This is a genomic window from Allosphingosinicella deserti, from assembly GCF_003012735.1.
GTDB classification, from domain to species: domain Bacteria; phylum Pseudomonadota; class Alphaproteobacteria; order Sphingomonadales; family Sphingomonadaceae; genus Allosphingosinicella; species Allosphingosinicella deserti.
Window position 1 is genome coordinate 175,839 of sequence record NZ_PXYI01000010.1, and the last position, 22,692, is coordinate 198,530.

22 protein-coding genes are annotated in these 22,692 nt (G+C 66.3%); 11 read left to right on the forward strand and 11 right to left on the reverse strand.

The features are described from left to right. Window positions 1-122: 122 nt before the first annotated feature. The 5 genes from C7I55_RS23995 to C7I55_RS24010 all read right to left on the reverse strand — a co-directional run bounded on the left by C7I55_RS23995 (window position 123) and on the right by C7I55_RS24010 (window position 4,956). Window positions 123-2,147: a S9 family peptidase gene (locus C7I55_RS23995; RefSeq protein ID WP_106515566.1), complete on the reverse strand. Its 2,025-nt coding sequence runs from the start codon at window positions 2,145-2,147 to the stop codon at window positions 123-125. Window positions 2,148-2,260: 113 nt separating this feature from the next. Then, complete coding sequence (kynU, locus tag C7I55_RS24000) at window positions 2,261-3,490, reverse strand: kynureninase (protein ID WP_106515567.1); 1,230 nt, start codon at window positions 3,488-3,490, stop codon at window positions 2,261-2,263. Then, on the reverse strand, window positions 3,487-4,398 hold the full coding sequence (locus C7I55_RS24005; protein WP_106515568.1) for an alpha/beta hydrolase: 912 nt from the start codon (window positions 4,396-4,398) through the stop codon (window positions 3,487-3,489). The genes kynU and C7I55_RS24005 overlap by 4 nt, the downstream gene beginning before the upstream one ends. 187 nt (window positions 4,399-4,585) lie before the next feature. Beyond that, the gene (locus C7I55_RS29330) at window positions 4,586-4,720 is read right to left on the reverse strand and encodes a hypothetical protein (protein ID WP_269845236.1); all 135 of its coding nucleotides are present in this window, start codon (window positions 4,718-4,720) and stop codon (window positions 4,586-4,588) included. A 38-nt stretch (window positions 4,721-4,758) separates the two neighbouring features. Beyond that, window positions 4,759-4,956 carry a hypothetical protein gene (locus C7I55_RS24010; RefSeq protein ID WP_106515569.1) on the reverse strand — a complete coding sequence of 66 codons (198 nt, stop codon included), beginning with the start codon at window positions 4,954-4,956 and terminating at the stop codon, window positions 4,759-4,761. Between the two features lie 115 nt (window positions 4,957-5,071). On the opposite strand from C7I55_RS24010, the gene gcvA reads away from it, so the two are divergent. After that, window positions 5,072-6,004: a transcriptional regulator GcvA gene (gene gcvA, locus C7I55_RS24015; protein ID WP_332888439.1), complete on the forward strand. Its 933-nt coding sequence runs from the start codon at window positions 5,072-5,074 to the stop codon at window positions 6,002-6,004. On the opposite strand, the gene C7I55_RS24020 is transcribed toward gcvA, so the two are convergent. Continuing rightward, window positions 5,985-6,857: a DUF4349 domain-containing protein gene (locus C7I55_RS24020; RefSeq protein ID WP_106515570.1), complete on the reverse strand. Its 873-nt coding sequence runs from the start codon at window positions 6,855-6,857 to the stop codon at window positions 5,985-5,987. The genes gcvA and C7I55_RS24020 overlap by 20 nt on opposite strands. A gap of 97 nt (window positions 6,858-6,954) precedes the next feature. Between C7I55_RS24020 and parC the strand changes: the two genes are divergently transcribed. After that, window positions 6,955-9,204 carry a DNA topoisomerase IV subunit A gene (gene parC / locus C7I55_RS24025; protein WP_106515571.1) on the forward strand — a complete coding sequence of 750 codons (2,250 nt, stop codon included), beginning with the start codon at window positions 6,955-6,957 and terminating at the stop codon, window positions 9,202-9,204. Between the two features lie 120 nt (window positions 9,205-9,324). Next, window positions 9,325-11,079, forward strand: a complete 1,755-nt coding sequence (locus C7I55_RS24030) for a putative bifunctional diguanylate cyclase/phosphodiesterase (protein ID WP_106515572.1) — start codon at window positions 9,325-9,327, stop codon at window positions 11,077-11,079. Here the strand turns inward: C7I55_RS24030 and C7I55_RS24035 are convergent. The 3 genes from C7I55_RS24035 to C7I55_RS24045 are packed head-to-tail and all read right to left on the reverse strand — an operon-like array spanning window position 11,055 to window position 13,401. Further along, a complete protein-coding gene (locus C7I55_RS24035; RefSeq protein ID WP_106515573.1) occupies window positions 11,055-12,245 on the reverse strand; it encodes a CCA tRNA nucleotidyltransferase in 1,191 nt (396 codons plus the stop codon). The two genes, C7I55_RS24030 and C7I55_RS24035, sit on opposite strands and share 25 nt — an antisense overlap. Then, window positions 12,242-12,835: a CoA pyrophosphatase gene (locus tag C7I55_RS24040; RefSeq protein ID WP_106515574.1), complete on the reverse strand. Its 594-nt coding sequence runs from the start codon at window positions 12,833-12,835 to the stop codon at window positions 12,242-12,244. Before C7I55_RS24040 ends, C7I55_RS24035 begins: the two co-directional genes overlap by 4 nt. After that, a complete protein-coding gene (locus C7I55_RS24045) occupies window positions 12,832-13,401 on the reverse strand; it encodes a DUF1285 domain-containing protein (protein ID WP_106515575.1) in 570 nt (189 codons plus the stop codon). The genes C7I55_RS24040 and C7I55_RS24045 overlap by 4 nt, the downstream gene beginning before the upstream one ends. A gap of 76 nt (window positions 13,402-13,477) precedes the next feature. Between C7I55_RS24045 and C7I55_RS24050 the strand changes: the two genes are divergently transcribed. Together C7I55_RS24050 and C7I55_RS24055 are read left to right on the forward strand one after the other, a co-directional pair. Then, entirely contained in the window at window positions 13,478-14,239 is a 762-nt protein-coding gene (locus tag C7I55_RS24050) for an SDR family NAD(P)-dependent oxidoreductase (RefSeq protein ID WP_106515576.1), read from the forward strand. Beyond that, window positions 14,236-14,637: a dihydroneopterin aldolase gene (locus tag C7I55_RS24055; RefSeq protein ID WP_106515577.1), complete on the forward strand. Its 402-nt coding sequence runs from the start codon at window positions 14,236-14,238 to the stop codon at window positions 14,635-14,637. Before C7I55_RS24050 ends, C7I55_RS24055 begins: the two co-directional genes overlap by 4 nt. Window positions 14,638-14,646: 9 nt before the next feature. Here C7I55_RS24055 and C7I55_RS24060 read toward each other — a convergent pair whose 3' ends face one another. Further along, a complete protein-coding gene (locus C7I55_RS24060) occupies window positions 14,647-15,504 on the reverse strand; it encodes a hypothetical protein (protein ID WP_106515578.1) in 858 nt (285 codons plus the stop codon). A gap of 240 nt (window positions 15,505-15,744) precedes the next feature. On the opposite strand from C7I55_RS24060, the gene C7I55_RS24065 reads away from it, so the two are divergent. From C7I55_RS24065 to C7I55_RS24080, 4 genes are all read left to right on the forward strand, one after another. Then, the gene (locus tag C7I55_RS24065) at window positions 15,745-16,425 is read left to right on the forward strand and encodes a TonB family protein (protein ID WP_106515579.1); all 681 of its coding nucleotides are present in this window, start codon (window positions 15,745-15,747) and stop codon (window positions 16,423-16,425) included. A 48-nt stretch (window positions 16,426-16,473) separates the two neighbouring features. Then, window positions 16,474-17,274, forward strand: coding sequence for a MotA/TolQ/ExbB proton channel family protein (locus C7I55_RS24070; protein ID WP_106515580.1), 801 nt, complete (start codon window positions 16,474-16,476; stop codon window positions 17,272-17,274). A gap of 88 nt (window positions 17,275-17,362) precedes the next feature. After that, on the forward strand, window positions 17,363-17,851 hold the full coding sequence (locus C7I55_RS24075) for an ExbD/TolR family protein (RefSeq protein WP_106515581.1): 489 nt from the start codon (window positions 17,363-17,365) through the stop codon (window positions 17,849-17,851). A 22-nt stretch (window positions 17,852-17,873) separates the two neighbouring features. After that, window positions 17,874-18,305 (forward strand): ExbD/TolR family protein, encoded by a 432-nt coding sequence (locus tag C7I55_RS24080; RefSeq protein WP_106515582.1) that lies wholly within the window; start codon window positions 17,874-17,876, stop codon window positions 18,303-18,305. A 527-nt stretch (window positions 18,306-18,832) separates the two neighbouring features. Here the strand turns inward: C7I55_RS24080 and C7I55_RS24085 are convergent. Further along, window positions 18,833-20,602: an ABC transporter transmembrane domain-containing protein gene (locus C7I55_RS24085; RefSeq protein ID WP_106515583.1), complete on the reverse strand. Its 1,770-nt coding sequence runs from the start codon at window positions 20,600-20,602 to the stop codon at window positions 18,833-18,835. Window positions 20,603-20,732: 130 nt separating this feature from the next. Here C7I55_RS24085 and C7I55_RS24090 point away from each other — a divergent pair, with 130 nt between their 5' ends. Together C7I55_RS24090 and C7I55_RS24095 are read left to right on the forward strand one after the other, a co-directional pair. Beyond that, a complete protein-coding gene (locus tag C7I55_RS24090) occupies window positions 20,733-21,953 on the forward strand; it encodes a polyhydroxyalkanoate depolymerase (RefSeq protein ID WP_106515584.1) in 1,221 nt (406 codons plus the stop codon). After that, window positions 21,901-22,440, forward strand: a complete 540-nt coding sequence (locus tag C7I55_RS24095; RefSeq protein ID WP_199193035.1) for a VOC family protein — start codon at window positions 21,901-21,903, stop codon at window positions 22,438-22,440. The genes C7I55_RS24090 and C7I55_RS24095 overlap by 53 nt, the downstream gene beginning before the upstream one ends. Window positions 22,441-22,692: the final 252 nt, after the last annotated feature.

A 22,692-nucleotide genomic window follows, 5' to 3' on the forward strand; every position in this document is an offset into this window, starting at 1 on the left:
GCAGCGTCTCCCTGTCGGAGCGCGCGGGCGGGGCGGAGGCGTGCCCTATAGCGGATGGGGGGAAGCGGTGCAATTCGCCGGAAACGTCCTCCCCGGCATCGCGTCGGGGAGGCTTACGGCCCCTATCTCGCGGCCAGCGCGTCGGCGAGGCCGGGCGCGAATTCCGCACCGTGCTGAACCTGTGCGGTCGAGGCCTTGAGGGTGTCGCCGATCGGCTCGGCCCGCCCGCCGAGGCATTTCGCCAGGAAATTCTCGGCGACCGCGTTGAAGGCGATATTGTTGACGGGCCGGGCGAAGCCGTGCCCTTCGTCGGGGAAGACGACGTAGGTGACGGGGATGTTCTTCGCCTTCATCGCCTCGACGATCTGCTCCGATTCCTTGACGTTGACCCGCGGATCGTTGGCGCCCTGGCCGATCAGCAGAGGCTTGCTGATCCGATCGGCCTTGTAGAGCGGCGAGCGCTCCTTGAGCAGCGCGAGCCCTTCGGCAGTCGTCGGATCGCCCATCCTCTTGTAGAATTGGGTGCGCAGTGCCGTCCAGTAAGGGGGAATGGTCTGCAGCAGCGTCTGGAGGTTGGACGGGCCGACGATGTCCACGCCGCAGGCGAACTTGTCCGGGGTGAAGGCAAGCCCGGCCAGCGTGGCGTAGCCGCCATAGGATCCGCCCATGATGGCGACCTTGTCGGCGCTGGTGACGCCGCCGGCTACCGCCCAGTCGACCGCGTCGATCAGGTCGTCGTGCATCTTGGTGCCCCATTGCAGATCGCCGGCGGAGATGAATTTCTTGCCGAACCCGGTCGAGGCACGAAAATTGGCGGAGAGCACGGCATAACCGCGATTGGCGAGCCATTGATGGGTGCCGCTATAGCCGTAGGCGTCGCGCCCCCAGGGGCCGCCGTGCACCAGCAGAACGAGCGGCACCGGCTTCTCGGGCCTCCCGTCGCCGTCCTTGTCCGAACCCGGCGGAAGCGTCAGGTACGAGACCATGGTGAGCCCGTCCCGGGTCTTGATCTCGCGCGGATGCATGGCCGCGAGCGGGGCGCCCTCGAGTTCCGGGCGGGTCGTATAGAGCTTCGTCAGCGACTTCGCCTTGCGATCATAGAGGTGGGCAGTCGCCGGCGCGACGACGGGATCGTCGGCGACGATCCAGCGGTCGTCCGCATCGGTGCGAGAGACGACGGCGAATTCGCCCTTGAGGCGGGTCTTCAGGAAATCGAGGTCGGTCTTGACCTTCGGGTCGAGCGGCGTCCATTCGGTCTTGAGATAATTGACCGCGTAGGCCTCCACCCTCCCGGTTGCCGGATTGCTGAGGGCGCTGCTGATGTCGGCCTTGGCATTTTCCGCCACGACGCTCTTCCTGCCGCTGGACACATCCTGGGCGATCAGGGCCGCAGTGTCGCGGCCGCGGCTGTCGAGCCAGTAGAGGATCTTGCCGTCCTTGGTGAAGCCGGCCGGGGCGGTCGTCTGGCTATCCTCGTGGGTAACCTGCTCGAACGGCGTCGCTTCGACGACATTGTTGGTGACCCGATGGAATTCGCTGCCGCCATCCCCGCGCGCCTTGGTCGCAGCACGGATCTGAAGCTGCTCGTCCGCCAGGAAGCCCGAATATTCTCCCTTGTTGATCAGCACCGGAACCAGCTTCGCCGTGGCAAGATCAAGGCTGTGGACGTCGTGCCAGCGCGGATCGCGATTGTTGATTCCGACGAGAATGCGGTCCTTCACCGCGTTGGACGTGCCGAGCACCTGCACCCGTGTCTTTTCGAAGGGCGTGAGGGTGCGCTGCGCCCCGCTGACGACATCGACTCCGTAGAGCAGGAAATTCTCGTCGCCGCCCTTGTCGTTGATGAACAGGATCTGCCGGCTGTCGGGCGACCAGAAATATTGGCGAATCGGCCTTTGACGTTCGTTGGTGAGCGGCTTCGCGGCAGCGGGATCGCTCACGGGCGCAACATGGATGTTGAGCACGCCGTCGCGCGGAGCGATCCAGCTCAGCCACTTGCCGTCGGGTGAAAGCCGACCGGCGATGCGGCTCGGATTGCCGAAGATCTTCTCGCGCGGGATCAGCGGAACGGAGTCCTGGGCAACAGCGGCGGTGTTCGCGGCCGTGATCGACAAGGCGGCGGCGGCAAGCAGAACGGACTTGGTCATCAATAACCCTTCCACGGTTCCGGCCGCGGCTTCAGCGAATCGCGGCGCGCAACGAAAGGATGTGTCTTATTCGCATAACACACAAGGGGTTTTATGCCGCCCGTGTCGGCCGATCAGGTGACCTTGCCGCGTACGGCGAATCGTTCCTCGCGCCAGCGGCCGCTCTCCAGGATGGTGCGCATGCGCTCGACCGCTTGCCAGACGTCCTCATGACCGAGGTAGAGCGGGGTCAGGCCGAAGCGGATCACGTCAGGTGCCCGGAAATCGCCGATCACGCCGTCGGCAATCAGTGCCTGGCAGATCTCGAAGGCATGAGGATGGCGGAACGAAATGTGGCTTCCGCGATGCTCGGGTTCGGCCGGCGAGATGCAGATGAGTTCGGGACAGCGTTCGGCAACACGGGCGGCGAACAGGTCGAAGAGGGCGATCGACTTTGCCCACAGCGCGTCCATCTCGACGCCGTCGAACGCGTCCACGCCGCTCTCGAGTCCCGAGAGTGCCAGGATCGAGGGTGTCCCCGCGAGAAACCGCGTGATGCCGGGTGCCGGAACATAATCGTCGGTGAAGGCGAAGGGCGCAGCATGGCCCATCCATCCGCGCAGCGGGGAGACGAGCCGATCCTGCAGATGTTCGGCAACGTAAAGGAAGGCAGGCGCGCCCGGCCCGCCGTTCAGATATTTGTAGCCGCAGCCGACCGCGAGCTCGGCCCCGTCACGATTGAGGTGGAGCGGCACCGCGCCGACGCTATGCGATAGATCCCACAATGTGCGGGCGCCCGCGGCGTGCGCGCGCGCCGTCACCTCGGCCATGTCGAAACGGTACCCGGCCTTGAAATGGACGTGCGTCAGCAGGAGCAGGTTGGTGTCGCTGCCGATCCGTTCGTTCAGCTGCGCCCGCTGGACGACTTCAAGCCGCATGCCGGGCACGAGCTCGGCCGCCCCGGACGCGATGTGGAGATCGGTGTGGAAATTGCCCGATTCGGACAGCAGCACCGGACGTTCGGGCGAAAGCGTGGCGGCCGAGACGATCAGCTTGAACAGGTTCACCGAGACGCTGTCGGCAACGATCACCTCATGCGGCCTGGCGCCGATCAGGCGCGCGATCTTGGCACCGACACGCTGGGGCGCGTCGATCCAGCCATGATCGTTCCAGCTGCGGATCAGGCTGGTGCCCCATTCCTCCGTCACCACCGCCCGCTGGCGGGCGATCGTCGCCCGCGGCAGCACGCCGAGCGAATTGCCGTCGAGATAGATCAGGCCTTCGGGGACAACGAACCGGTCACGGTACGCGCGCAGCGGGTCGGCCGCGTCGCGTGCGCGCACGTCGTCCAGGCCGACGCTCACCGGCCGAGCGCCTTCTCGATCTCGCCGACGGTGACCTTCCACGCCGCGCTATCGGGGACGATCAGCTCGACATGGCCGGTGCGATCGACCATCCGTACTTCGACGTCGTCGCCGCTCCGGCGCATCTGACCGGCATAAGCTTCTGCATAAACAGACGGGATTATGCCGTCCTGGAGCCCGTTGACCAGCACTTGCCGCACCCCGAGCGGAGCGAGCCGCGGGACCGAGCTGTCCTCATAATGGCCGCCGGTCAGCTTGCCGATCACCTCCGTGCCGCAGCCGCTTCCCGGCGGACGCGCGGCTTCCTCGAGATCCGGCAAACCGCCGAGACTGATCGCAGTGGAGATGGCGATCGGATCGCCGGCGGTCCGCAGCGGGCTCCGCGGGGGGAGGCGCCGTCGCCCCGCCAACCACAAGGCAAGATGGCCGCCGGCGGAATGGCCGACCGCCACCACCCGGCCGAGATCGAGCCGATATTCGTCCGCATGGGTCCGGAGCGCGTCCGCCGCCGCGGCCGCATCGAGGAAGGTGCCGGGATAGCCGCCTCCCGCGCGGTCGACTCCGCGATAATCGATGTTCCAGACGGCGATCCCGCGAACGCGCAAATCCTCGGCGATCCAGTTCATGATCCGGCGATCGGCGATCTCGGTCTGCCAGCAGCCGCCATGAACCATCAGCACGACCGGGTGGGGACCAGATCCGGCGGGAAGCCACAGATCGACGGCCTGCATCTGGTCGTCGCCATATTGGATCGATGCCGTGGGCGAGGGCCGCTCCCGCGCGAACAGGTCCGGCCACGTCATCAGCGCGGCGGGCGGTGCAGGATCGGAGGGCGCCGTGTCGTTCACCGCGCAGGCGGCTAGCGCGAACGCGAATGCGGCGGCAAGCGGTTTCGGGGAAAGGACCATGCGCCTTCATGGCGAATGGAAGCCGGGGGCGCCAGTTCCCGAGTGTCCCGATGAGATGTGCTCCCGGTACAATGTGTTCAAGCTGCAATCCGGGCCCGCCGCCGCCGAGAGGCAGGTGCGGCGGCGGGCGACCGGTGCCGGATGCGGCAGGCGGGGACCTGTGCCCGCCGCACCCTGCATCCCAAACTCAGCAGCGGCCGTGCTGGCGCCGCCAAGGGGCGTCGAACTGGATTCGGTTGAGCTTGCAGAAGACGAGATCGATCGCCTCCAGGCTGCGGCGGAGCCAGCCGAGCAGGCCGGCGGATTCGGTCGGTTTGGACATCGTCTTCTCCTTCGGTGCTGGAATGGGTGTGGACGCGCTCAGGCGCTCAGTGCGGCGAAGGTCAGCATCGCCAGGCTCGACGCGGCCCCGGCGGCGAGCAGCTGCGGCCCAGTGCCGCCAATCGATCGGACCCGGTGGCGGAGCGCCCTTCCGGCGCTGGTCAGAACGCCTTCAAACCATTCGGAAAACTGATCGTGATGGGCGAGCCACATCTCGGCTTCGTAGCGATCCCGCATCGTCCTTCTCCTCGTCTGGCAGAGGGCCGGAACGTCCGGCTGCAGGAGCAGAATGGCGCCTTCGACATTGTTGCGCCAACGAAAGGCTGGACATGGTTGATAAGCTCACCTTATCATGAGCGTCATGCGCCACCTTCCGCCGCTCGCCGCCGTTCGCGTCTTCGAAGCCGCGGCGCGGCACGAGAACTTCACCCAGGCCGCGGCCGAGCTCGGCATGACTCAGGCGGCCGTGAGCTATCAGATCCGCCTCCTCGAGGAGCGGCTGGGGCTGCCGTTGTTCGTCCGGTCGAAGCGGCGGGTGACGCTCAGCGAGCCGGGCCGGAAGGTCGCTCCTCTGGTTTCCGCCGCCTTCGACGAGATTTCCGAAGCCTTCGAGAGCGTGACGCAGGAAGATGACGGGGTGCTGACGATCAGCACGCCGCAAACCCTGGCATCGAACTGGCTGGCACCGCGGCTCGGCACGTTCCAGATCGAGCGGCCCGAGCTTGCGGTCCGCCTGCAAACCTCAAACGCCTATGTCGATTTCGCGCGCGACGCCGCCGACGTCGCCATCCGCATCGGCGTCGGGCCCTGGCCAGGCCTCTGCCAGCATTTCCTGATGCGGTTACCGGGCACGCCGATGTGCAGCCCCGATTTCAAGGCGCAGCACGGCATCGAGTCGCCCAGGGATCTGCTGCGGGTGCAGCGGCTGACCGCGGACGATCCCTTGTGGAGCGAGTGGATGCGGGTGGCGGGTCTCAGCGAGCCGGATGGCGAGACGCGCCGGGGGATACGCCTCGATTCCCAGGTCGCCGAAGGCAATGCGGCGCTCGCCGGGCAGGGCGTTGCCCTACTGACACCGCTCTTCTGGAAAGCCGAACTCGCGAGCGGACGGCTCGTCCGCCTGTTCGACGCGGTCGCCTACGAACGCAGTCCGATCTGGCTCGTCTACCCCGAGCACAAGCGCGCCCGGCCCAAGATCCGCGCATTCCGTGCCTGGCTCGAGCGAGCCGTCGCCTCCGAAGCCGCCGTCGGGCCGGCCGAGGATTTCACGCTTCCGGAGGATTAGTCTTCGGGCCGGGTGCTGCGATCAACGCGCCGCCGAGGAAGCGCCGATTGATCCAGCGCAGAAGCAGCCAGATCAGCAATGCCAGCACGATCCACGGCAGCAAGGTCAGAATGACCACGATCATCGAGGCGAGACTGCGTTCGAACATCTTCGCGGAATCGCGCATCGCGCGGGCGATCGGCCCGCCGGTGTCGCCGGCCTGATAATCGTAGACCATCGGGGTGGTCGCAAGCTGCGCCCTCCGATCGGTCTGCTGATTCTGGTTCGTCCGCGCCGATTGGCGGAGCGCCTGCGCCTGCTGCTGAAGCTCCGTCCGTTCGCGCGCGCTCAGCCCGGGACGCGCCAATTGCTGCTCGATCCTGGCGAGTTCGTCGCCGATATCCGAGCCCTGCCGGTTGCCCGCCTCGATCTCGGCGCCCACGTCGGTGCCGGTGATGTCCGCGCTGCGCAGTTCGCCGCTCGCCCGGGCGACGACCGCGATGCCCTCCCGGCCGAAAGCACGGGCCAGGGCCGGATCGAGCCTGAAGGCGAGCTGCGCCTCGATCTCATCGGGTCCGTTCTGCGCATAATGCATGCCGGTGATCCGGCAGCGGCTGACGCCAAGCTTCTCGCAGGCGGCGGCGTGCTGCTCCTGCACAGCGCTGATGCGCAGGCCGGGAAGCCGGAACGCATAACGATAATTGAAGGCCACGCCCGGCGCAGCGGTGGGGCCGACCTCGGGCGGCGCCGTCGCGGTAAGCTGGTTGTCGGCGTCGGCGCCGAACGCGTCCTGGCTTGGCGCGGACCCGGATGTCTCTTGGCCGCCGCAGCCGACCAGAAGAAGAGCCGCGACCACAGGGAAAGCCTTGCGCATCCTTCGTCTCCTCCCGCTTCTTCTTTACTCTACCTACCCGGTAGAGAACCGGCAATAGCGGCTCGCATCGGCACCCGCCTGTTGCTATCTCCCGTCCATGTCCGACACGCTCAACGATATTGATCCGATCGAGAATACCCCGTTCGACAAGGCGCTGTCGCAGCGTTACCTGGTCTACGCACTGTCGACGATCACGGCGCGGTCGCTTCCGGATGTGCGCGACGGGCTGAAGCCGGTGCATCGGCGGCTGCTCTGGGCGATGCGGCTGCTGCGGCTTGATCCCGCGTCCGGCTACAAGAAATGCGCGCGCGTCGTCGGCGACGTCATCGGCAAATATCATCCGCACGGCGATCAGTCGGTCTACGACGCGATGGTTCGCCTCGCCCAGACCTTTTCGCTGCGCTATCCGCTGGTCGACGGTCAGGGCAATTTCGGCAATGTCGACGGCGATAACGCCGCGGCGATGCGTTATACCGAGGCGCGGCTGACTCAGGCAGCCAACGATCTGATGGCAGGGCTCGACGAGGGCACCGTCGATTACCGTCCGACCTACAATGGCGAGGAAGAAGAGCCGGAAGTCTTTCCCGGCCTGTTCCCTAACCTGCTCGCCAACGGGGCAAGCGGCATCGCGGTGGGCATGGCGACCTCGATCCCGCCGCACAATCTGGCCGAGGTGGTCGACGCCGCCATCCACCTGATCGACAACCCCCAGGCCGAGCCTTCGGCGCTGATGGACTTCGTCTCGGGCCCCGATTTTCCGACCGGGGGCGTGATCGTCGACAGTGGCGAGGCGATCGCGCTCGCCTATCGCACCGGCCGCGGCAGCTTCCGCGTTCGCGCGCGCTGGACGACCGAGGATCAGGGCCGCGGCACGTGGACGGTGGTGATCACCGAAATCCCGTTCCAGGTTCCGAAATCGAAGCTGATCGAGCAGATCGCGGCCCTTATCTCCGACAAGAAGCTGCCGATCCTCGCCGACGTCCGTGACGAATCCGACGAGCAGATCCGGATCGTGCTCGAGCCGCGCAGCCGCACCGTCGATCCGCAGATGCTGCTGGAGAGCCTCTACCGGCTCACCGATCTCGAGGTGAAGATCCCGCTCAACATGAACGTCCTCGATGCTCATCATACCCCGCGGGTGATGGGCCTCAAGGAAGTGATCTCGTCCTGGCTCGCCCATCAGTTCGAGGTGCTCGTCCGCCGTTCGCAGCACCGCATCGCCAAGATCGAGGATCGCGTCGAACTGCTGGTCGGCTATCTCGCCGCCTATCTCAATCTCGATCGGGTCATCCAGATCATCCGCGAGGAGGACGAACCCAAGGCGGTGATGATCGCCGAGTTCGAGCTTACCGATCGTCAGGCCGAAGCGATCCTCAACATGCGCCTGCGCTCGTTGCGCAAGCTCGAGGAAATGCAGATTCGCGGCGAGCGCGAGACGCTGGAGAAGGAGCGCGATCAGCTGATCAAGCTGGTCGGATCGCCTTTGCTGCAGCGCAGGCGCCTGCAGAAGGATCTCACCGCCTTGCGCGCCCGGTACGGCCCGGATACCGAGCTCGGCCGCCGCCGCACCCTGATCGAGGAAGCGGCGCTGGCGCGGGAGATCCCCCTCGAGGCGATGATCGAGCGCGAGCCGATCACCGTGATCATGTCGCAGCGCGGCTGGATCCGGGCGATGAAGGGTCATGTCGACCTTTCCAACCCGGATGCGATGAAGTTCAAGGAAGGCGACGGCCCGCGCTTCTTCTTCCACGCCCAGACCACCGACAAGATCCTGCTCGCGTCGAGCACCGGGCGGTTCTACACGCTCGCCGCCGACAAATTGCCGGGCGGCCGCGGCTTCGGCGAGCCGGTGCGGCTGATGGTCGATATCGAGGGCGAAGGCGAAATCGCCGCCTTGCTGCCGGCGACGTCCGGCGAAAAGCTGCTGCTGGCGACATCGGACGGCCGCGGATTTCTGACCTCCGCCGCCGGTGCCATCGCCGAAACCCGCAAGGGCAAGCAGGTGGTCAACGTCCGAACCGGTGCCCGGCTGGTCATCGTCCAGCCGGTCGCGGCGGAGGACGATTATGTCGCCGTGGTTGGCGAGAATCGCAAGATGATCGTCTTTCCGATCGGCGAATTGCCGGACATGGGCCGCGGCCAGGGCGTGCAGCTCCAGCGTTACCGCGACGGCGGCTTGTCGGACGCCAAGACGTTCCGCTTCGCCGACGGCCTCAGCTGGGGCATGGGAGGCTCGAGCGGCCGCACCCGCACCGAGACCGATCTGTCACCATGGCGCACGGCGCGTGGCGCGGGTGGGCGGATGCCGCCGGTCGGCTTCCCCCGGGACAACAAGTTCCAGGCCTGACCCGCTCCCGCCATTGCTGACACCGGGTAACCTCCGATCCGGATGTTTACCCTGGGTCGATCGTGGCGCGGTGCGAGGTTAGTCAACCGGCTGTTAATTCTCCCCCGGTATCGCAGCCGCATGAGAGCCGCTGCCGCAGCCGTGCAGAGTCAGAGAGCCATCGCCGCGTCGGCGGTGCCGGAGGACGCCGAGGCGTCTCTGCGCGCGGCCGTCCGTCAGGAATATCTCGACGCCCTGCCGATCGCGGCGGCCATCTTCCGGCTGGACGAACCCGACCTCCTGTGGGTGGATGTCGCCAACGAGCCGTTCACCGATCTTGTCGGCTGGACTGCCGTCACTCGCAGCCGGGCGGCGACCGAGGCCGACATCGTCAACGGCAGCGGCCTTGCCGACACGATCGTGCAATTCCTAAAGAGCAAGGAGGAATCACGCCAGTTCGAGAGCAGCGACGGCCGCGTCGTCGGGGCACGCCACTTCGTCGTACGGCTGGCCCGGCTGACATTGTTCCCGCAGCTCGGCACACGCTGTCTCGTCTCGCTGATCGATCGCACCGCCCAGGTCGAGACCGAGCGAAGCCTGCGTGCGGAGATGCTGCGCGACAGCCTTACCGGACTGCCAAATCGCCTCGCCTTCAACGAGCGGGTAGAGAAGGTGCTTGAGGATCCGGCCTTCCTGCCGGGCAACCACGCCGTGCTGGTCGTCGACATGACTCGCTTCAGCCGGGTGAACGAATGTGTCGGCTCGATCGCTGGCGACGAACTGCTGATCGCGTTCGCGCGACGCCTGTTCTCGTCCTTGCGCGGGGGTGATTTCCTCGCCCGCACCGGCGGCGACGAGTTTGGACTGCTGCTCAGGCTCGACAAGGGGCTCGAGGACGCGACTCAGGCCGCGGAACGGATACGCGCCGCCCTCTCCGCACCGTTCAAGCTGTCCGAGCTTGAGATTCGTGTTGATTGCGCGATCGGCTGCGCCTTGCTCGGCGGCTCCGAGGAGCTTGCCGAGGAAGTGCTGCGCAACGCCCAGTTCGCGCTGAAGCGCGCCAAGGCGACGGGCGCGGTGCGGTTTTACGAGCCGAATCAGGCGCGCGCCGCCCGGCGCCGGTTCAGCATCGAGACCGAACTGCGCCGCGCCATCGAAGGCCGGGAGCTCGAGCTCGCCTTTCAGCCGCTGATCGATCTCAAGACCGGCGGCGTCTCCGGCTTCGAGGCGCTTGCCCGCTGGAACAACGGCCGGCGCGGCGCGATCTCGCCGGTCGAATTCATCCCCGTGGCGGAAGAATCCGGCCTCATCGTCCCGCTCGGCCGCTGGGCGCTCGAAGAAGCGATCGAGACCTTGGCGGGCTGGGACCGGAAGGTCGGCCGGACGCTGCCGCTCTCGGTCAGCGTCAATCTCTCCCCGATCCAGGTCGCCCGCGACGACGTTGCCTCCTGCGTCGCATCGGCGCTTGCGGCCAGCGGCCTCGGCGGCGAACGGCTGACCCTCGAGCTCACCGAAAGCGCGATCATCCAGGATCCGCGCCGGGCGACCCAGGTCCTCGAAGACCTGAAGGGTCTCAGTGCCCGGGTTGCGATGGACGATTTCGGCACCGGCTATACCTCGCTCGCCTATCTTCAGCGCTTGCCCATCGATGTGCTGAAGATCGATCGGAGCTTCGTCTCGGCGATGCTCGGCGACGGCGATTCGATCGCCATCGTTCGGGCGATCCTGTCGCTCGCCGATGCGCTCGGGATGGACACGACCGCCGAGGGGATCGATTCGCCGGAACTCGCAAAGGCGCTGACCCGCCTCGGCTGCACCCACGGCCAGGGCTTCTACTTCGCCCGTCCGCTGCCGCCTGAAGCGGTGCTCGATTACTGGCTGGCGCGCAGCGCCTGAGCCACCGCCTGCTCGGCAAGCCGGGCTTGCGCATCGGCATCGCCGGGAAAGCCGGCCTCGGCCCACAGCCGCTTCATGTCTTCCATCGTCGCCGCGACGATCGGTCCCGGCGCCAGCCCCATGCGGATGAGCGTGCCACCGCTGACCCGGAGCTGCGGACGCTCCCACCCCAGCAGGCCCGTCGCGGCCGCCGGATCGCCGTCACCGAGAAGCAGCCTGTCGACCGCCTCTTCGCGACCGATCCGGTAGGCGAGTATCTCAGGCGACGCCTCGATCTGACGCGACGCCGCGGAGACGAGCCGCTTCACCGCCTTGTTCGACAGCCGCAGCCGGGCGCCGACCGCGCCGGCGACGTCGGGATCGGCGGGAAGCAGTGCGGCGAAGCGACGGATCGGATCGCCTGCCAGTCCCGCTTGTGCTTCGCGCGCGATCAGCCGTTCGAGAGGCGCCCAGTCGACGATCTCCGGCAGCACCGGCTTCAGGATGCCGCGCTCGATCATCAGACGGATCGCACCCGCCGGAGCAACCAGCGACAGCAGCTTGGTGACCTCGTCGGCGATCCGTTCGCGCGACAGCGCCATCAGATCGTTGGCGCGTGTCGTGCAGGCGTCCAGGGCGGCCTCATCCGGCGCACCGCGGCCGAAGCGGGCGTGGAAGCGGAAGAAGCGAAGGATTCTCAGATGGTCCTCGGCGATCCGGATCAGCGGATCCCCGATGAAGCGCACCAGGCCGCCCTCGAGATCGGCCTCGCCGCCGAAATAATCGTGAACCTCGCCGGTTTCCGGATCGGCGGAGAGCGCATTGATGGTAAAATCGCGCCTGGCCGCATCCTCCACCCAGTCGTCGGTGTAGGCGATCGTCGCGCGCCGCCCGTCGGTGGCAACGTCCCGGCGCAAGGTTGTGACTTCGATCGGCCGGCTCTCGACCACCGCGGTGATCGTGCCGTGGGCGAGCCCGGTCGGCACCGCCTTGATGCCGGCCTTGCGAAGCAGGGCAATGACGTCCTCGGGCCGATGGCGGGTCGCCAGGTCCATGTCGCTGACCGGCAGTCCGAGCAGCGTATCGCGCACCCACCCGCCGACATAGCGGGTCTGGCCCTGCTTCGATCCCAGCGTCTCGAGCAGGCGCCGCGTCCCGGCGCTGGTCTCCACGTCGGGAAGCTTCATGCCGCGAGCTCCAGGCGGCGGCTGAGATTGACGATCATCGCCGCCGTCGCGCCCCAGATCCGCCGCCCGTCCCAGATGATCTCGTAATAGGAACGCTCGCTGCCCTGAAACTCGACGGTACGGATGATCTGGCGATCGGGATCGAGGAGGAAGTGCAAAGGGGCTTCGAACATGCCCGCCACTTCGCCGGGGTCGGGCCTCAGGGCAAGCCCCGGCGGCACGACTCCGACAACCGGAGTGACTTCGAAGCCGGTGATCGTCCGGTAGACGTCGGCGATGCCGATGACGTCCACATCGGCCGGCGCCAGCCCGATTTCCTCTTCCGCCTCGCGAAGCGCGGCGGCGATCAGGCTTTCGTCCGAAGGTTCGCGGCGCCCGCCCGGAAAACTGATCTGGCCGGGATGCTTGCGCATCGTCTTCGGCCGCTCGGTAAGGATCACCGTCGGTTCGGGCCTGTCGACGATCGGCACCAGCACGGCGGCAGGCACGATCGGCAGGCCGGTATCCTCCAGCACGTCTCCTTCGAGAAGCACAGGGGTGCGGCCTCGGCCCTGATCGAGCGCGTCGCGCAGCCGCTCGGCGAGACTCATGCGCCGGCTTCCAGCGCGAAGAACGCCTTGCCGCTCCACAGCCCGAGCGGCTCGGCCCCCTCGGCAAGAGCGATTTCGACGAGCTCGTAATAGACCGGCCTGGTGAGAAGCGCGTCGAGCCCCGGCCGTACTTCGAGGTAGGGGCGGGGTCCCTCGCTGCCGCCCTCGAAGTGCAGCGGGTGATCGGCACTCGCGATCACGACATCGCCGGTGTTGAGACGGAAGCCGAGGCTTCGGGCCGCGCCGGTGCCCTCCGTTTTAAGCTCCACGGCGGCGAACGGCGCCTCGTCGACCGCGATCGCAAGCTTCTCGACAGGTGTAACCAGGACGAAGCTGCCGTCCTGCTCGCGCCGCAGGATGGTCGAGAAGAGCCGCACCATCGCCGGGCGCCCAATCGGGCTGCCCTGGTGGTACCAGGTTCCGTCGCGCGCGATTCGCATCTCGCTGTCGCCGCAATGATCCGGGTTCCACAGATGCACCGGCGGCAGCTTCTTCTCTTCGGCGAGCCTCGCGATGTCGGCGAGCGACAGACTGGACAAATCCGGCAAGGGGGGCGGCATCGGCATCCTCCCGCGTTAGGCGAAGCGGCGCCGGAGCGGCAAGCCTTGCTGCTCGCCGGAGCCGCGCCTAACGGTCCTCAGCATGACGCACGAGTTCCAGGAACCCCGTACGGCGATCGTCACCGGCGGCGCCAAGAGGATCGGCGCGGCGCTCGTCCGCGCGCTTTCCGAAGATGGTTGGCATGTCCTGATCCACTGCAACCGGTCGCGGGCCGAGGCGGACGCGCTTGCCGGCGAAATCGGCAACGCCGCGGTGGTCGAGGCGGAGCTTGGCAATCCCGCAGCGGTTGCGACGATCTTCGCCGCCGCGGAAGCGCTCCCTCCGGTGCGGCTGCTGGTCAACAATGCGTCGCTATTCTCGTATGACAGCGGTGATGATTTCACCGTCGCCCAGTGGGATCGGCATCTCGACGTCAATCTTCGCGCGCCTGCCTTGCTGTCCCAGGCCTTCGCCGGACGCGTCTGCGGCTGCGGCCTGATCGTCAATCTGCTCGATGCGAAGCTCGAGGGGCCGAACCCGGATTTCTTCAGCTACACTATCTCCAAGGGGGGCCTCGCCACCCTGACGGAGCTTACCGCGCGGACATGGGCGGGCCGCGGTATCCGGGTGTGCGGGATCGCGCCGTCGGTGACCCTGGTGTCGGGGCCGCAGAGCCGTGAAAATTTCGCCGCCGTCCACACGCTCAACGCGCTGAAGCGCGGCGTGCATGTGGAGGAGATCGTCGCCGCCTTGCGCTTCATCGTGGCAACGCCGACCTTCACAGGACAAACGATCACGCTGGACGGCGGGCAGCGCTTTCTCGGCCTTGCCCGCGACGTCCAGTTCCTGGAGACCGAAGAATGAACGATCGCCCGAGGCTGGAAGGTCTCGTTCCCGAGCGGCTGGCGCCGAAAACCCGCAAGATCGTGCTCGAGGATTATGTCCTGCCGGCCGATATCGGCTTCCACGAATTCGAGATCGGGACGCCTCAACGCCTGTCGATCACGGTGGAAGTGTGGCTCGAGGACGCCTGCTTCCCGACCAGCGACGCGGTCGAGGATGCGTGGGATTATGATTGCCTGCGCAGTGAGATAGCGATCCTCGTCGGCGCCCAGCGGTTCAATCTTCAGGAAACGCTGGCGCGCGCGATCTACGACCTCGTCGCCGCGCGCCGCGGGGTTACCGGGCTGCGCGTGTCGACTCGCAAGCCCGACATCTATCCGGATTGCGCCGGCGTCGGGGTCGAGATCGCCTCTTTCTGAGACGTCGGTTCAGCGCCGCGCCCGGTTCCGTGCGCACGGACCGAGCTGCGAAAGGATATAGCGGTAATCCCCCTGAATGGCGGCGACGCCCGCTGCTTCGGCCTCGGCCATGCTCTGCGCCGGCAGCGCGCGCGGCAGGGTGCAGGCGAGCCGATACCATAACAGAGTGTCCCGCTTCGGCGGGCCGGCGGAATCGTCGACGATCTCGCTCAGCGCCACCGCCCATTGCGGCATCTCGCCCGGGCGCCGCAACACGGTGAGGGAGACGGGCTCGTTCTCCGCCGTCAGCAGGAAAACCTGCGTCTCGCTTTCGCCCGGAATCGCCCCGGGGACGTGAAAAGCGCGCCCGATCCCGGTGATCTGCGGCGCTGCACCCGGCTGCACTGCCTCCTTCAGGATTGCGCGGACCTGATCGGCCCGGGCCTGAACGTACGAGATTTGCGCATCGGGAGCGGCAAGCCGGATTTCGCCCGGCCGGCCCGCGACCGGCAGCGCGAACAGGAGGAACTCGGTGCCCTTGCGAAGCTTCGGAGGCTTGCCTTTGGGATCCCGTGGCAGGTCGACGACGTAACGCACCCGCGCCGGCACGCCTTCGGGGCTGCGGATCAGCGATACGATGCTCGCCTCAATGTAGAAACGTGCCAAATTGGGCTTCACCCCGACAGCCTGCTCCCCTTTTAGCGGGGTCGAATCGGCGAGCCGGACATGGGCCGCGATTGGTGCCGAAAGGGCGAGATCCGCGAGGTCCGCATAGGTGGGAACGGCCGTCGCAACGGACTGCGGCGCCTGCGAATCAGCCGCCGAAGCAAGGCTCAGGAGCAGCGCTCCGGCAACGCCGGTAGCGTAATTAAGAAGGTAAATTTTCATTCTCGCTCCGCAAGCAAATGCCCCATTCTCCTTAGCTCTAGCCACATGAATGCCGGATTTCAGCCATTTTTCCCGATTTCGGCGCTGCAGCACAGGAGGATTGCGTAGGCGTTTGGGACACGATAGAGACACCCCGATATCGGATGATATGTTGAAACATCAATGGACCCGATGAGGGGTGTTACGCGTTCTTAACGATTAGGCCCCGGAACCGTTTGAGAGAGGGAGTGTGGCTGGTTAATGGCATATGCTGACAACAAGATGAGCTCGGGGCGGATCGCGGCGATCGTGATCGTTGCGCTACTCCATGCTCTTCTCGGCTACGCCTTCGTCACGGGCCTTGCCTTCAAGGTCGCGAAGAAGGTGGCGCAGGACCTTAAGACATTCAACGTCGAGGAGCCGCCGCCCCCCGAGGAAGAGCCGCCGCCCCCGCCGCCGGACGTGCCGGTTGAAACGCCGCCGCCGCCGGTCGTGAGCCCGCCGCCGCTGGTGCGGCTGCCGAGCCCGCCGCCACCGGTGGTCTCCCAGAACGTGCCGCCGCCGGTACAGGTGATCACACCGATCGCTACCCCGGCACCGCCGGCACCCCCGGCGCCGCCGCCGCCGCCGCCGCCCGCACCCAAGGTGGTGCAGGCTGCCACGGCCAAGGGCAGCCTCGCGGGTCTGATCACGGACACCGACTATCCGGCCGCGGCCATCCGCGCCGAAGAGGAAGGGACCGTCCGAGTCCGACTCGGAGTGGGTGCCAACGGCAGGGTGACGTCGTGCGAAGTGTCGCAGTCGAGCGGTTCGTCTTCGCTGGACTCGGCCACTTGCCGGATCCTGAGGAGCCGCGCGCGCTTCACGCCGGCCAAGGACCAGACCGGTGCGGCGACCGCCGACACGATCACCAGTCCGCCGATTACCTGGCGCTTGCAGTAAACGTCCTACACACGCCAATTCAGTCCAATCGAGAGGAAAGCTACAATCATGGCCCAACCAGCAGCAGCCCATGGCGGCGACAACCCGTATGGCCTTCTGGCCGCGCTTGAGCAGGGCGGCACGATCGCCTACGCAACCTTCTTCATCCTCGTGATCATGTCGGCGGCGTCCTGGTACGTCCTCTTCGTGAAGCTGTTCGAGCAGCAGAAGATCATCAATCAGGGCAAGCGCGCGCGCACCTCGTTCTGGCAGGCCGCCAATCTGCGCGAAGGCGCCAGCAAGCTCGAGAAGAACAGTGCCTATCGTCAGATCGTAGACGACGGCATCCTGGCGCTCGAGCAGCATGACAAGCTGACCGACCCGATCGACCAGCACGACTGGATGCTAAACTCGCTCAGCCGCAGCCAGGGTGCGATCACCTCGCGTCTCAGCACCGGCCTCGCGCTGCTTGCAACCGTCGGTTCGACCGCTCCGTTCGTCGGCCTGTTCGGTACGGTTATCGGTATTTACCGCGCGCTCATCAAGATCGGCGCCGCCGGTCAGGCCTCGATCGACGCCGTTGCCGGCCCGGTCGGTGAAGCTCTGATCATGACCGCGCTCGGTCTCGCCGTCGCCGTTCCGGCCGTGCTTGCCTACAACTGGCTGCAGCGCCGCAACAAGGCGATCGTCGAGGAACTCGCCCGCTTCGCGAACGACCTCCACGGCTACATGATGTCGGGCGGCGCGGTTCGTCCGGCCGTTGCGAGCCGTCCGGCTGCCGCCACGGCTGCCGCCGGCGCCACGAAGGCGGGCTCGACCGCGACCGGCAGCGCGACGGGCACCACCACCCCGGGCCTCAAGAAGGTCTAAGGGCTGATTGGCGGAGCGGACGGCCCGTTCGCTCCGCCGACACCCTCTGATTTCGCTGCAGGCTTTGAGACAGAGTAGGAAATAAGCAATGGCCATGAGTGTCGGCGGCGAAGGCGGCGATGAAACCCCGATGTCCGACATCAACACGACGCCGCTCGTCGACGTCATGCTGGTGCTTCTCATCATCTTCCTGATCACGGTTCCCGTCGTGATCCAGACCGTCCCGGTCGCGCTGCCCAAGGTTCGCTACGAGGCGACGACCACCAAGCCGGAAAACGTCTCGCTCTCGGTGCGTGGCGGCCCAGGCGACACCTGCGAGGTCTATTGGGGCCTGCAGAAGGTGAACGCCCAGGAGCTGCTCGAGAGAGCCGCAAAGAAGCTCGAGGACGAGGTCAAGAAGGCCGGCGGTCCCGAGGCGATCACCGAAGAGAACATGCCCGAGGCGCACATCCGCGGCGACGTCAACACGCCGTACAAGTGCATCGGCGGCGCCGTGTTCACGATGCAGCGCGCCGGTTTCGCCCGTGTCGGCTTCATCTCCGAGCCGCCGCCGGGTGGCGCGGTAACCCGGCTGTAAGTAGAGATCAGGAGTAACGACAATGGCAATGGCAGTTGGCGACGCCGATTCCGACGAGCCGATGATGGATATCAACACCACGCCGCTTATCGACGTGATGTTGGTTCTCCTGATCATGTTCATCATCACCATTCCGATCCAGACGCACGCGGTGAAGCTGGACCTTCCGGTCGATCAGCCGACCAACGAGCCGCCGCCCGTGGATCCGGTGAAGAACAAGATCGTGATCACGCCCCAGGGCGCGATCCTGTGGAATGGAGAAACGGTGGATCAGGTGCGTCTGCGCCAGTATCTCGATATCTCGCAGACCATGAACCCGATCCCCGAGCTGCACCTGCAGCCGGATCCGCAGGCCCGCTACGAGCTGGTCGACGAGGTCCTGGCCGTGACCAAGCAGGCGAGCGTCGAGAAGATGGGTTTCGTCGGCAACGAGGCCTATTACCAGGCCTTCTGAGCGACAGCCGATCGGCAGAACAGGAGAGGGCGGTCCCGCGGGGCCGCCCTTTTCGTTTGGAGCACCCGTTCGGCGCGGCGGCTGGTGTCGTGATTCGCAAAATGCACTCTCGACGCGCCGCAGCGTGGAAACCGTCTGATATGCTGCGCGGGTGGAGGAGTATCGACCGTGGCGCGGGGGGGGGGGCGAGGCGGCGCCGGCCCGAGCTCTTCCCGAAAGTGACTGGATGAGGCTGGATCAGCGCTTGCCGATGCTTTCGGCCCGACGTGAAGCCTCACTGCCATCTCTAGCCCGAGCTGGACGTCATCCAAAATGATCAGGCTCGAACGCGTCCGCGCCACTCAGGACTGCCAAGGGCTCGCTTACGGGCCCAGCTGGCCGAGAGGATACCCACCGCCCACCGGATCCAATCCCCTGTCTATTCCGTCTTTCCCGCGCGGCCGACCTGCGTCGTGCGTGGAAGATCACGGTGCAGACTGCACCGTGCGATCGTAGCGTCCGGCGCTCCGCCAGCGGGGCACTACGCCTCAGGCGGCAAGCCCCTCGAACTGCAGCCGTGCGAGGCGGGCGTAGAGGCCGCCGGAGGCGAGCAGGCTGTCGTGATTGCCTTCCTCGACGATGCGGCCGCCCTCCATGACGATGATGCGGTCGGCTGCGCGGACAGTGGCGAGGCGGTGGGCGATAACCATCGTGGTGCGATGCTCCATCAGCCGCTCGATCGACGACTGGACCAGCCGCTCGCTTTCCGCGTCGAGAGCGGAGGTCGCCTCGTCGAGCAGCAGAAGCGGTGCGTCGCGCAGGATGGCACGCGCGATTGCGACGCGCTGGCGCTGACCGCCCGAGAGGCGGGCGCCGCCTTCGCCCATATAGGTGTCTAGCCCGTCGGGCAGCGCTCGCAGGAAGGTCGCGGCATTCGCCGCCTCGGCCGCCGCCCAGAGCTCGTCGTCGCCGGCCTGCCAGCGGCCGTAGCGAAGATTGTCCCGGGCCGAGGCGGCGAAGATCACCGTCTCCTGGGGCACCAGCGCCATGGCGCCCCTTATCTCCGCGGGGTCGAGATCCGGAAGCGCGATCCCGTCGAGCAGGACGCTTCCGCTCTCCGGATCGTAGAAACGCTGGGCAAGCTGGAACAGCGTCGATTTGCCTGCCCCCGACGGGCCGACGATCGCCACCGTCTCGCCCTGGCGGACGGTGAGCGTGAAATCGGCGAGCGCGCTGATGTCGGTGCGGGTAGGATAGCGAAAGTGGACGTTCCGGAACTCGAGCTCGCCGCGGGCCGGCTTCGGCAGCGCACGCGGCTGCGCCGGCGGTGCGATCGCCGGCTCCTCGCGCAGCAACTCGGCCAGCCGGCCGGCGGCGCCGGCGCCGCGAAGCAGATCGCCATAGACTTCGGTCAATGCGCCGAACGCGCCTGCGACCAGGCCCCCGGTCAGCACGAAGGCGGCGATCGTGCCGCCCGAAATGCGTCCGGCCTGAACGTCGAGCGCGCCCTGCCACATCACCAGGGTGATTGCGCCGAAGATGAGCGCGATCACCATCGCAGTCATCACCGCCCGCAGGCGGATACGCCGCCGCGCCGTATCGAACACGCTGTCGACGATCTGCTGGAAGCGCTGTGCCTCGCGCGCCTCCTGCCCGAACGCCTGAACGATCTTCATCGCACCGAGCACTTCGACGGCCATGGCGCCGACCTCGGCGACCCGATCCTGACTCTCGCGCGAGACCTTTCGCACCCGGCGGCCGAGGAACACGATCGGCAGGATCACCACTGGGATGCCGAAGATCAGCAACGCCGCGAGCTTGGGGGCAAGGGCGAACAAATAGGCGATGCCGCCGATACCCATAACGATATTGCGAAGCGCCACCGAAATGGTCGTGCCGACAACCTGTTCTATAATGGTGGTATCGGCCGTGAGCCGCGATGCGATTTCGGAGGGACGGTTCTCTTCGAAGAAGCTCGGGGCGAGGCGCAGCAGATTGCGCTGCACGGCCGTGCGGACATCGGCGACGACACGTTCGCCGAGCCAGGAGACGAAATAGAAGCGGAAGGCGGTGGCGATCGCCATCACCACCACAACACCGAGGAGGTACTGGAACCAGCGGCCGATATCGCCGCCGATGCTGTTGAAGCCGCGATCGATGATCAGGCGGAAGGCGTTGGGAATGGCGAGCGTCGCGGCCGCGGCGACGAGCAAGGCGGCGAGCGCGCCGACGACCTGGCCCTTGTAGCGGCCGGTGAAGCGCCAGATCACCACCAGGTTGGAAAGCTTGCGTGGGGTGGGGGCGCTGTCGTCTGCCATGGGGCGCGCGTAGCAGTGCAGAGGGCCGCGCTCAACCGCACCGCCGGAGCCTTCGGCCATACCGTTGGTTTACCAGGAATAATTGTTAGCGATTGACGCCCCCTCTCGGGCGGCCCATCTTGGAGACGAAATGCTCTACGACGCCTATGAAATGCAGCGGTCGCTGCTCGCCGGAGCCAGCACGCTCGCCAATATCGGCGCCGGCTGGATGCAGAACCCTGCCAATCCGTTCGCCTATAGCCACATGGGACCCATCGTCGCCTCCGCGCTCGATGTCTTCGCCCATGCTTCCGCTCCACGCGGCAAGCCGGCCTTCGGCTTTGAAACCACGTTGGTCGACGGTAAAACCGTCGCGGTTCACGAGGATGTCGTCTTCCGAAAGCCGTTCGGGCAGCTGAAACGCTTCGTTCGTGAAGGCGTTGAGGGCGGCCCGCGGCTGCTGATCGTGGCGCCGATGTCGGGCCACTACGCCACCTTGCTGCGGGGTACGGTCGAGCGCATGCTCCCCGGCCACGACGTCTACATCACCGATTGGCGGGATGCGAAGCTGGTGCCGGCCGAGGACGGGCGCTTCGATCTCGACGATTATGTCGATTACATCATCGAATTCCTGGAACATATCGGCCCCGGCGCGCACATGCTCGCCGTCTGCCAGCCGTCGGTCCCCTGCTACGCGGCCGCGGCCGTGATGAGCGAAGACAAGCATCCGTGCCGTCCGCGCACGCTCACTTTGATGGGTGGGCCGATCGACACGCGCGAGGCGCCGACCGCGGTCAACACGCTCGCCACCCAGCGTCCTTATGCCTGGTTCCAGCGTAACGTCATCGCCACCGTGCCCTATCTTTATCCGGGCAACGGGCGACAGGTCTATCCGGGTTTCCTGCAGCTTGCCGGTTTCATGACGATGAACCTCGGCAACCATCTCACCAGCCACTGGGAATTGTTCAAGCACCTCGTCGAGGGTGACGGCGAGAGCGCCGATGCGACCAAGGCCTTCTACGAGGAATATCGCTCGGTCTGCGACATGACCGCCGAATTCTACCTCCAGACCATCGATGTCGTCTTCCAGCGTCATCTGTTGCCCAAGGGCGAGATGATGCACCGCGGCCGCCGGGTCGACCCCGCGGCGATCACCGACATCGGCCTGCTCGCTGTCGAAGGCGAGCGCGACGACATCTCCGGTATCGGACAGACCAAAGCGGCGCTCGACATCGCCGTGAAGCTTCCAGCCCGCGAGAAGAAATACCATCTCGCCAAGGGCGTCGGCCATTACGGGATCTTCAACGGCAGCAAGTGGCGTGGCCAGATCGCGCCGGTCGTCGAGGAATGGATCGCCAGCCACGACGGCTAACGATCCTTCGACCCGCGACGGGACGGCGCCGGCCGGCAGCGATGACCGGACCGTCACTTCGGCTGCGGCGCCTGTTCTCCGCGTCTCGCGTCCGACCGATCGGCTCGATGCCATCGTCGCCTTCTATCAGGCCGCGGGTCTGCGGATTCTCGGCAGGTTCGAGGATCATGAGGGCTTTGACGGAGTGATGCTTGGCCGGCCAGGCGCGGCCTGGCATCTCGAATTCACCCGATGCACAGGCTATCCTGCCGGCCGTGCCCCGACCCAGGACAATCTGCTCGTCCTCTATTTTCCGGATCGGGCAGAGTGGAACGCCGCCGTGGCCGCGATGAAGGCCGCCGGCCACGCGGCGATCGCGTCGTTCAATCCCTATTGGGACCGCGACGGTGTCACCTTTGAAGACCCCGACGCCTACCGGATCGTGTTTCAGAACGGCGCATGGGTGGAGCCCGAGTCCTTCCACTTGGCGGGGAGGGGAACCTCCTAAGAGGCGGTGGAGGAGGTTCGAAGGCCCAATGTGCGTCTGCACCTCGGGACCGGGCGGGGCTCCCTCACCACTCGGTGACGCGAGCGGTTCTCCTCCTCCGTTCCGGGTGGATTTGAACGGCTGCACTAGAGCATGATCATTTTTCTGTGAATCTGGCAGGGGATTCCCAAAGGGCCTGGATCGTGATTCAAGGTGCTGGCTGGAAGGAGGCCAGCATGGATGACGCGGCCTTATTCAAATGATCTTCGCGAG

Excerpts from the sequence above, each read along its gene's own strand:
- C7I55_RS23995 (WP_106515566.1), bottom strand. The coding sequence starts at position 2,147 with ATGACCAAGTCCGTTCTGCTTGCCGCCGCCGCCTTGTCGATCACGGCC.
- gcvA (WP_332888439.1), top strand. The coding sequence starts at position 5,072 with ATGAGCGTCATGCGCCACCTTCCGCCGCTCGCCGCCGTTCGCGTCTTC.
- C7I55_RS24065 (WP_106515579.1), top strand. The coding sequence starts at position 15,745 with ATGGCATATGCTGACAACAAGATGAGCTCGGGGCGGATCGCGGCGATC.
- C7I55_RS24005 (WP_106515568.1), bottom strand. The coding sequence starts at position 4,398 with ATGGTCCTTTCCCCGAAACCGCTTGCCGCCGCATTCGCGTTCGCGCTA.
- C7I55_RS24020 (WP_106515570.1), bottom strand. The coding sequence starts at position 6,857 with ATGCGCAAGGCTTTCCCTGTGGTCGCGGCTCTTCTTCTGGTCGGCTGC.
- C7I55_RS29330 (WP_269845236.1), bottom strand. The coding sequence starts at position 4,720 with ATGTCCAAACCGACCGAATCCGCCGGCCTGCTCGGCTGGCTCCGCCGC.
- C7I55_RS24060 (WP_106515578.1), bottom strand. The coding sequence starts at position 15,504 with ATGAAAATTTACCTTCTTAATTACGCTACCGGCGTTGCCGGAGCGCTG.
- C7I55_RS24045 (WP_106515575.1), bottom strand. The coding sequence starts at position 13,401 with ATGCCGATGCCGCCCCCCTTGCCGGATTTGTCCAGTCTGTCGCTCGCC.
- C7I55_RS24085 (WP_106515583.1), bottom strand. The coding sequence starts at position 20,602 with ATGGCAGACGACAGCGCCCCCACCCCACGCAAGCTTTCCAACCTGGTG.
- C7I55_RS24030 (WP_106515572.1), top strand. The coding sequence starts at position 9,325 with ATGAGAGCCGCTGCCGCAGCCGTGCAGAGTCAGAGAGCCATCGCCGCG.
- C7I55_RS24070 (WP_106515580.1), top strand. The coding sequence starts at position 16,474 with ATGGCCCAACCAGCAGCAGCCCATGGCGGCGACAACCCGTATGGCCTT.
- C7I55_RS24055 (WP_106515577.1), top strand. The coding sequence starts at position 14,236 with ATGAACGATCGCCCGAGGCTGGAAGGTCTCGTTCCCGAGCGGCTGGCG.
- C7I55_RS24080 (WP_106515582.1), top strand. The coding sequence starts at position 17,874 with ATGGCAATGGCAGTTGGCGACGCCGATTCCGACGAGCCGATGATGGAT.
- C7I55_RS24075 (WP_106515581.1), top strand. The coding sequence starts at position 17,363 with ATGGCCATGAGTGTCGGCGGCGAAGGCGGCGATGAAACCCCGATGTCC.
- C7I55_RS24035 (WP_106515573.1), bottom strand. The coding sequence starts at position 12,245 with ATGAAGCTTCCCGACGTGGAGACCAGCGCCGGGACGCGGCGCCTGCTC.
- C7I55_RS24040 (WP_106515574.1), bottom strand. The coding sequence starts at position 12,835 with ATGAGTCTCGCCGAGCGGCTGCGCGACGCGCTCGATCAGGGCCGAGGC.
- C7I55_RS24050 (WP_106515576.1), top strand. The coding sequence starts at position 13,478 with ATGACGCACGAGTTCCAGGAACCCCGTACGGCGATCGTCACCGGCGGC.
- C7I55_RS24010 (WP_106515569.1), bottom strand. The coding sequence starts at position 4,956 with ATGCGGGATCGCTACGAAGCCGAGATGTGGCTCGCCCATCACGATCAG.
- C7I55_RS24090 (WP_106515584.1), top strand. The coding sequence starts at position 20,733 with ATGCTCTACGACGCCTATGAAATGCAGCGGTCGCTGCTCGCCGGAGCC.
- parC (WP_106515571.1), top strand. The coding sequence starts at position 6,955 with ATGTCCGACACGCTCAACGATATTGATCCGATCGAGAATACCCCGTTC.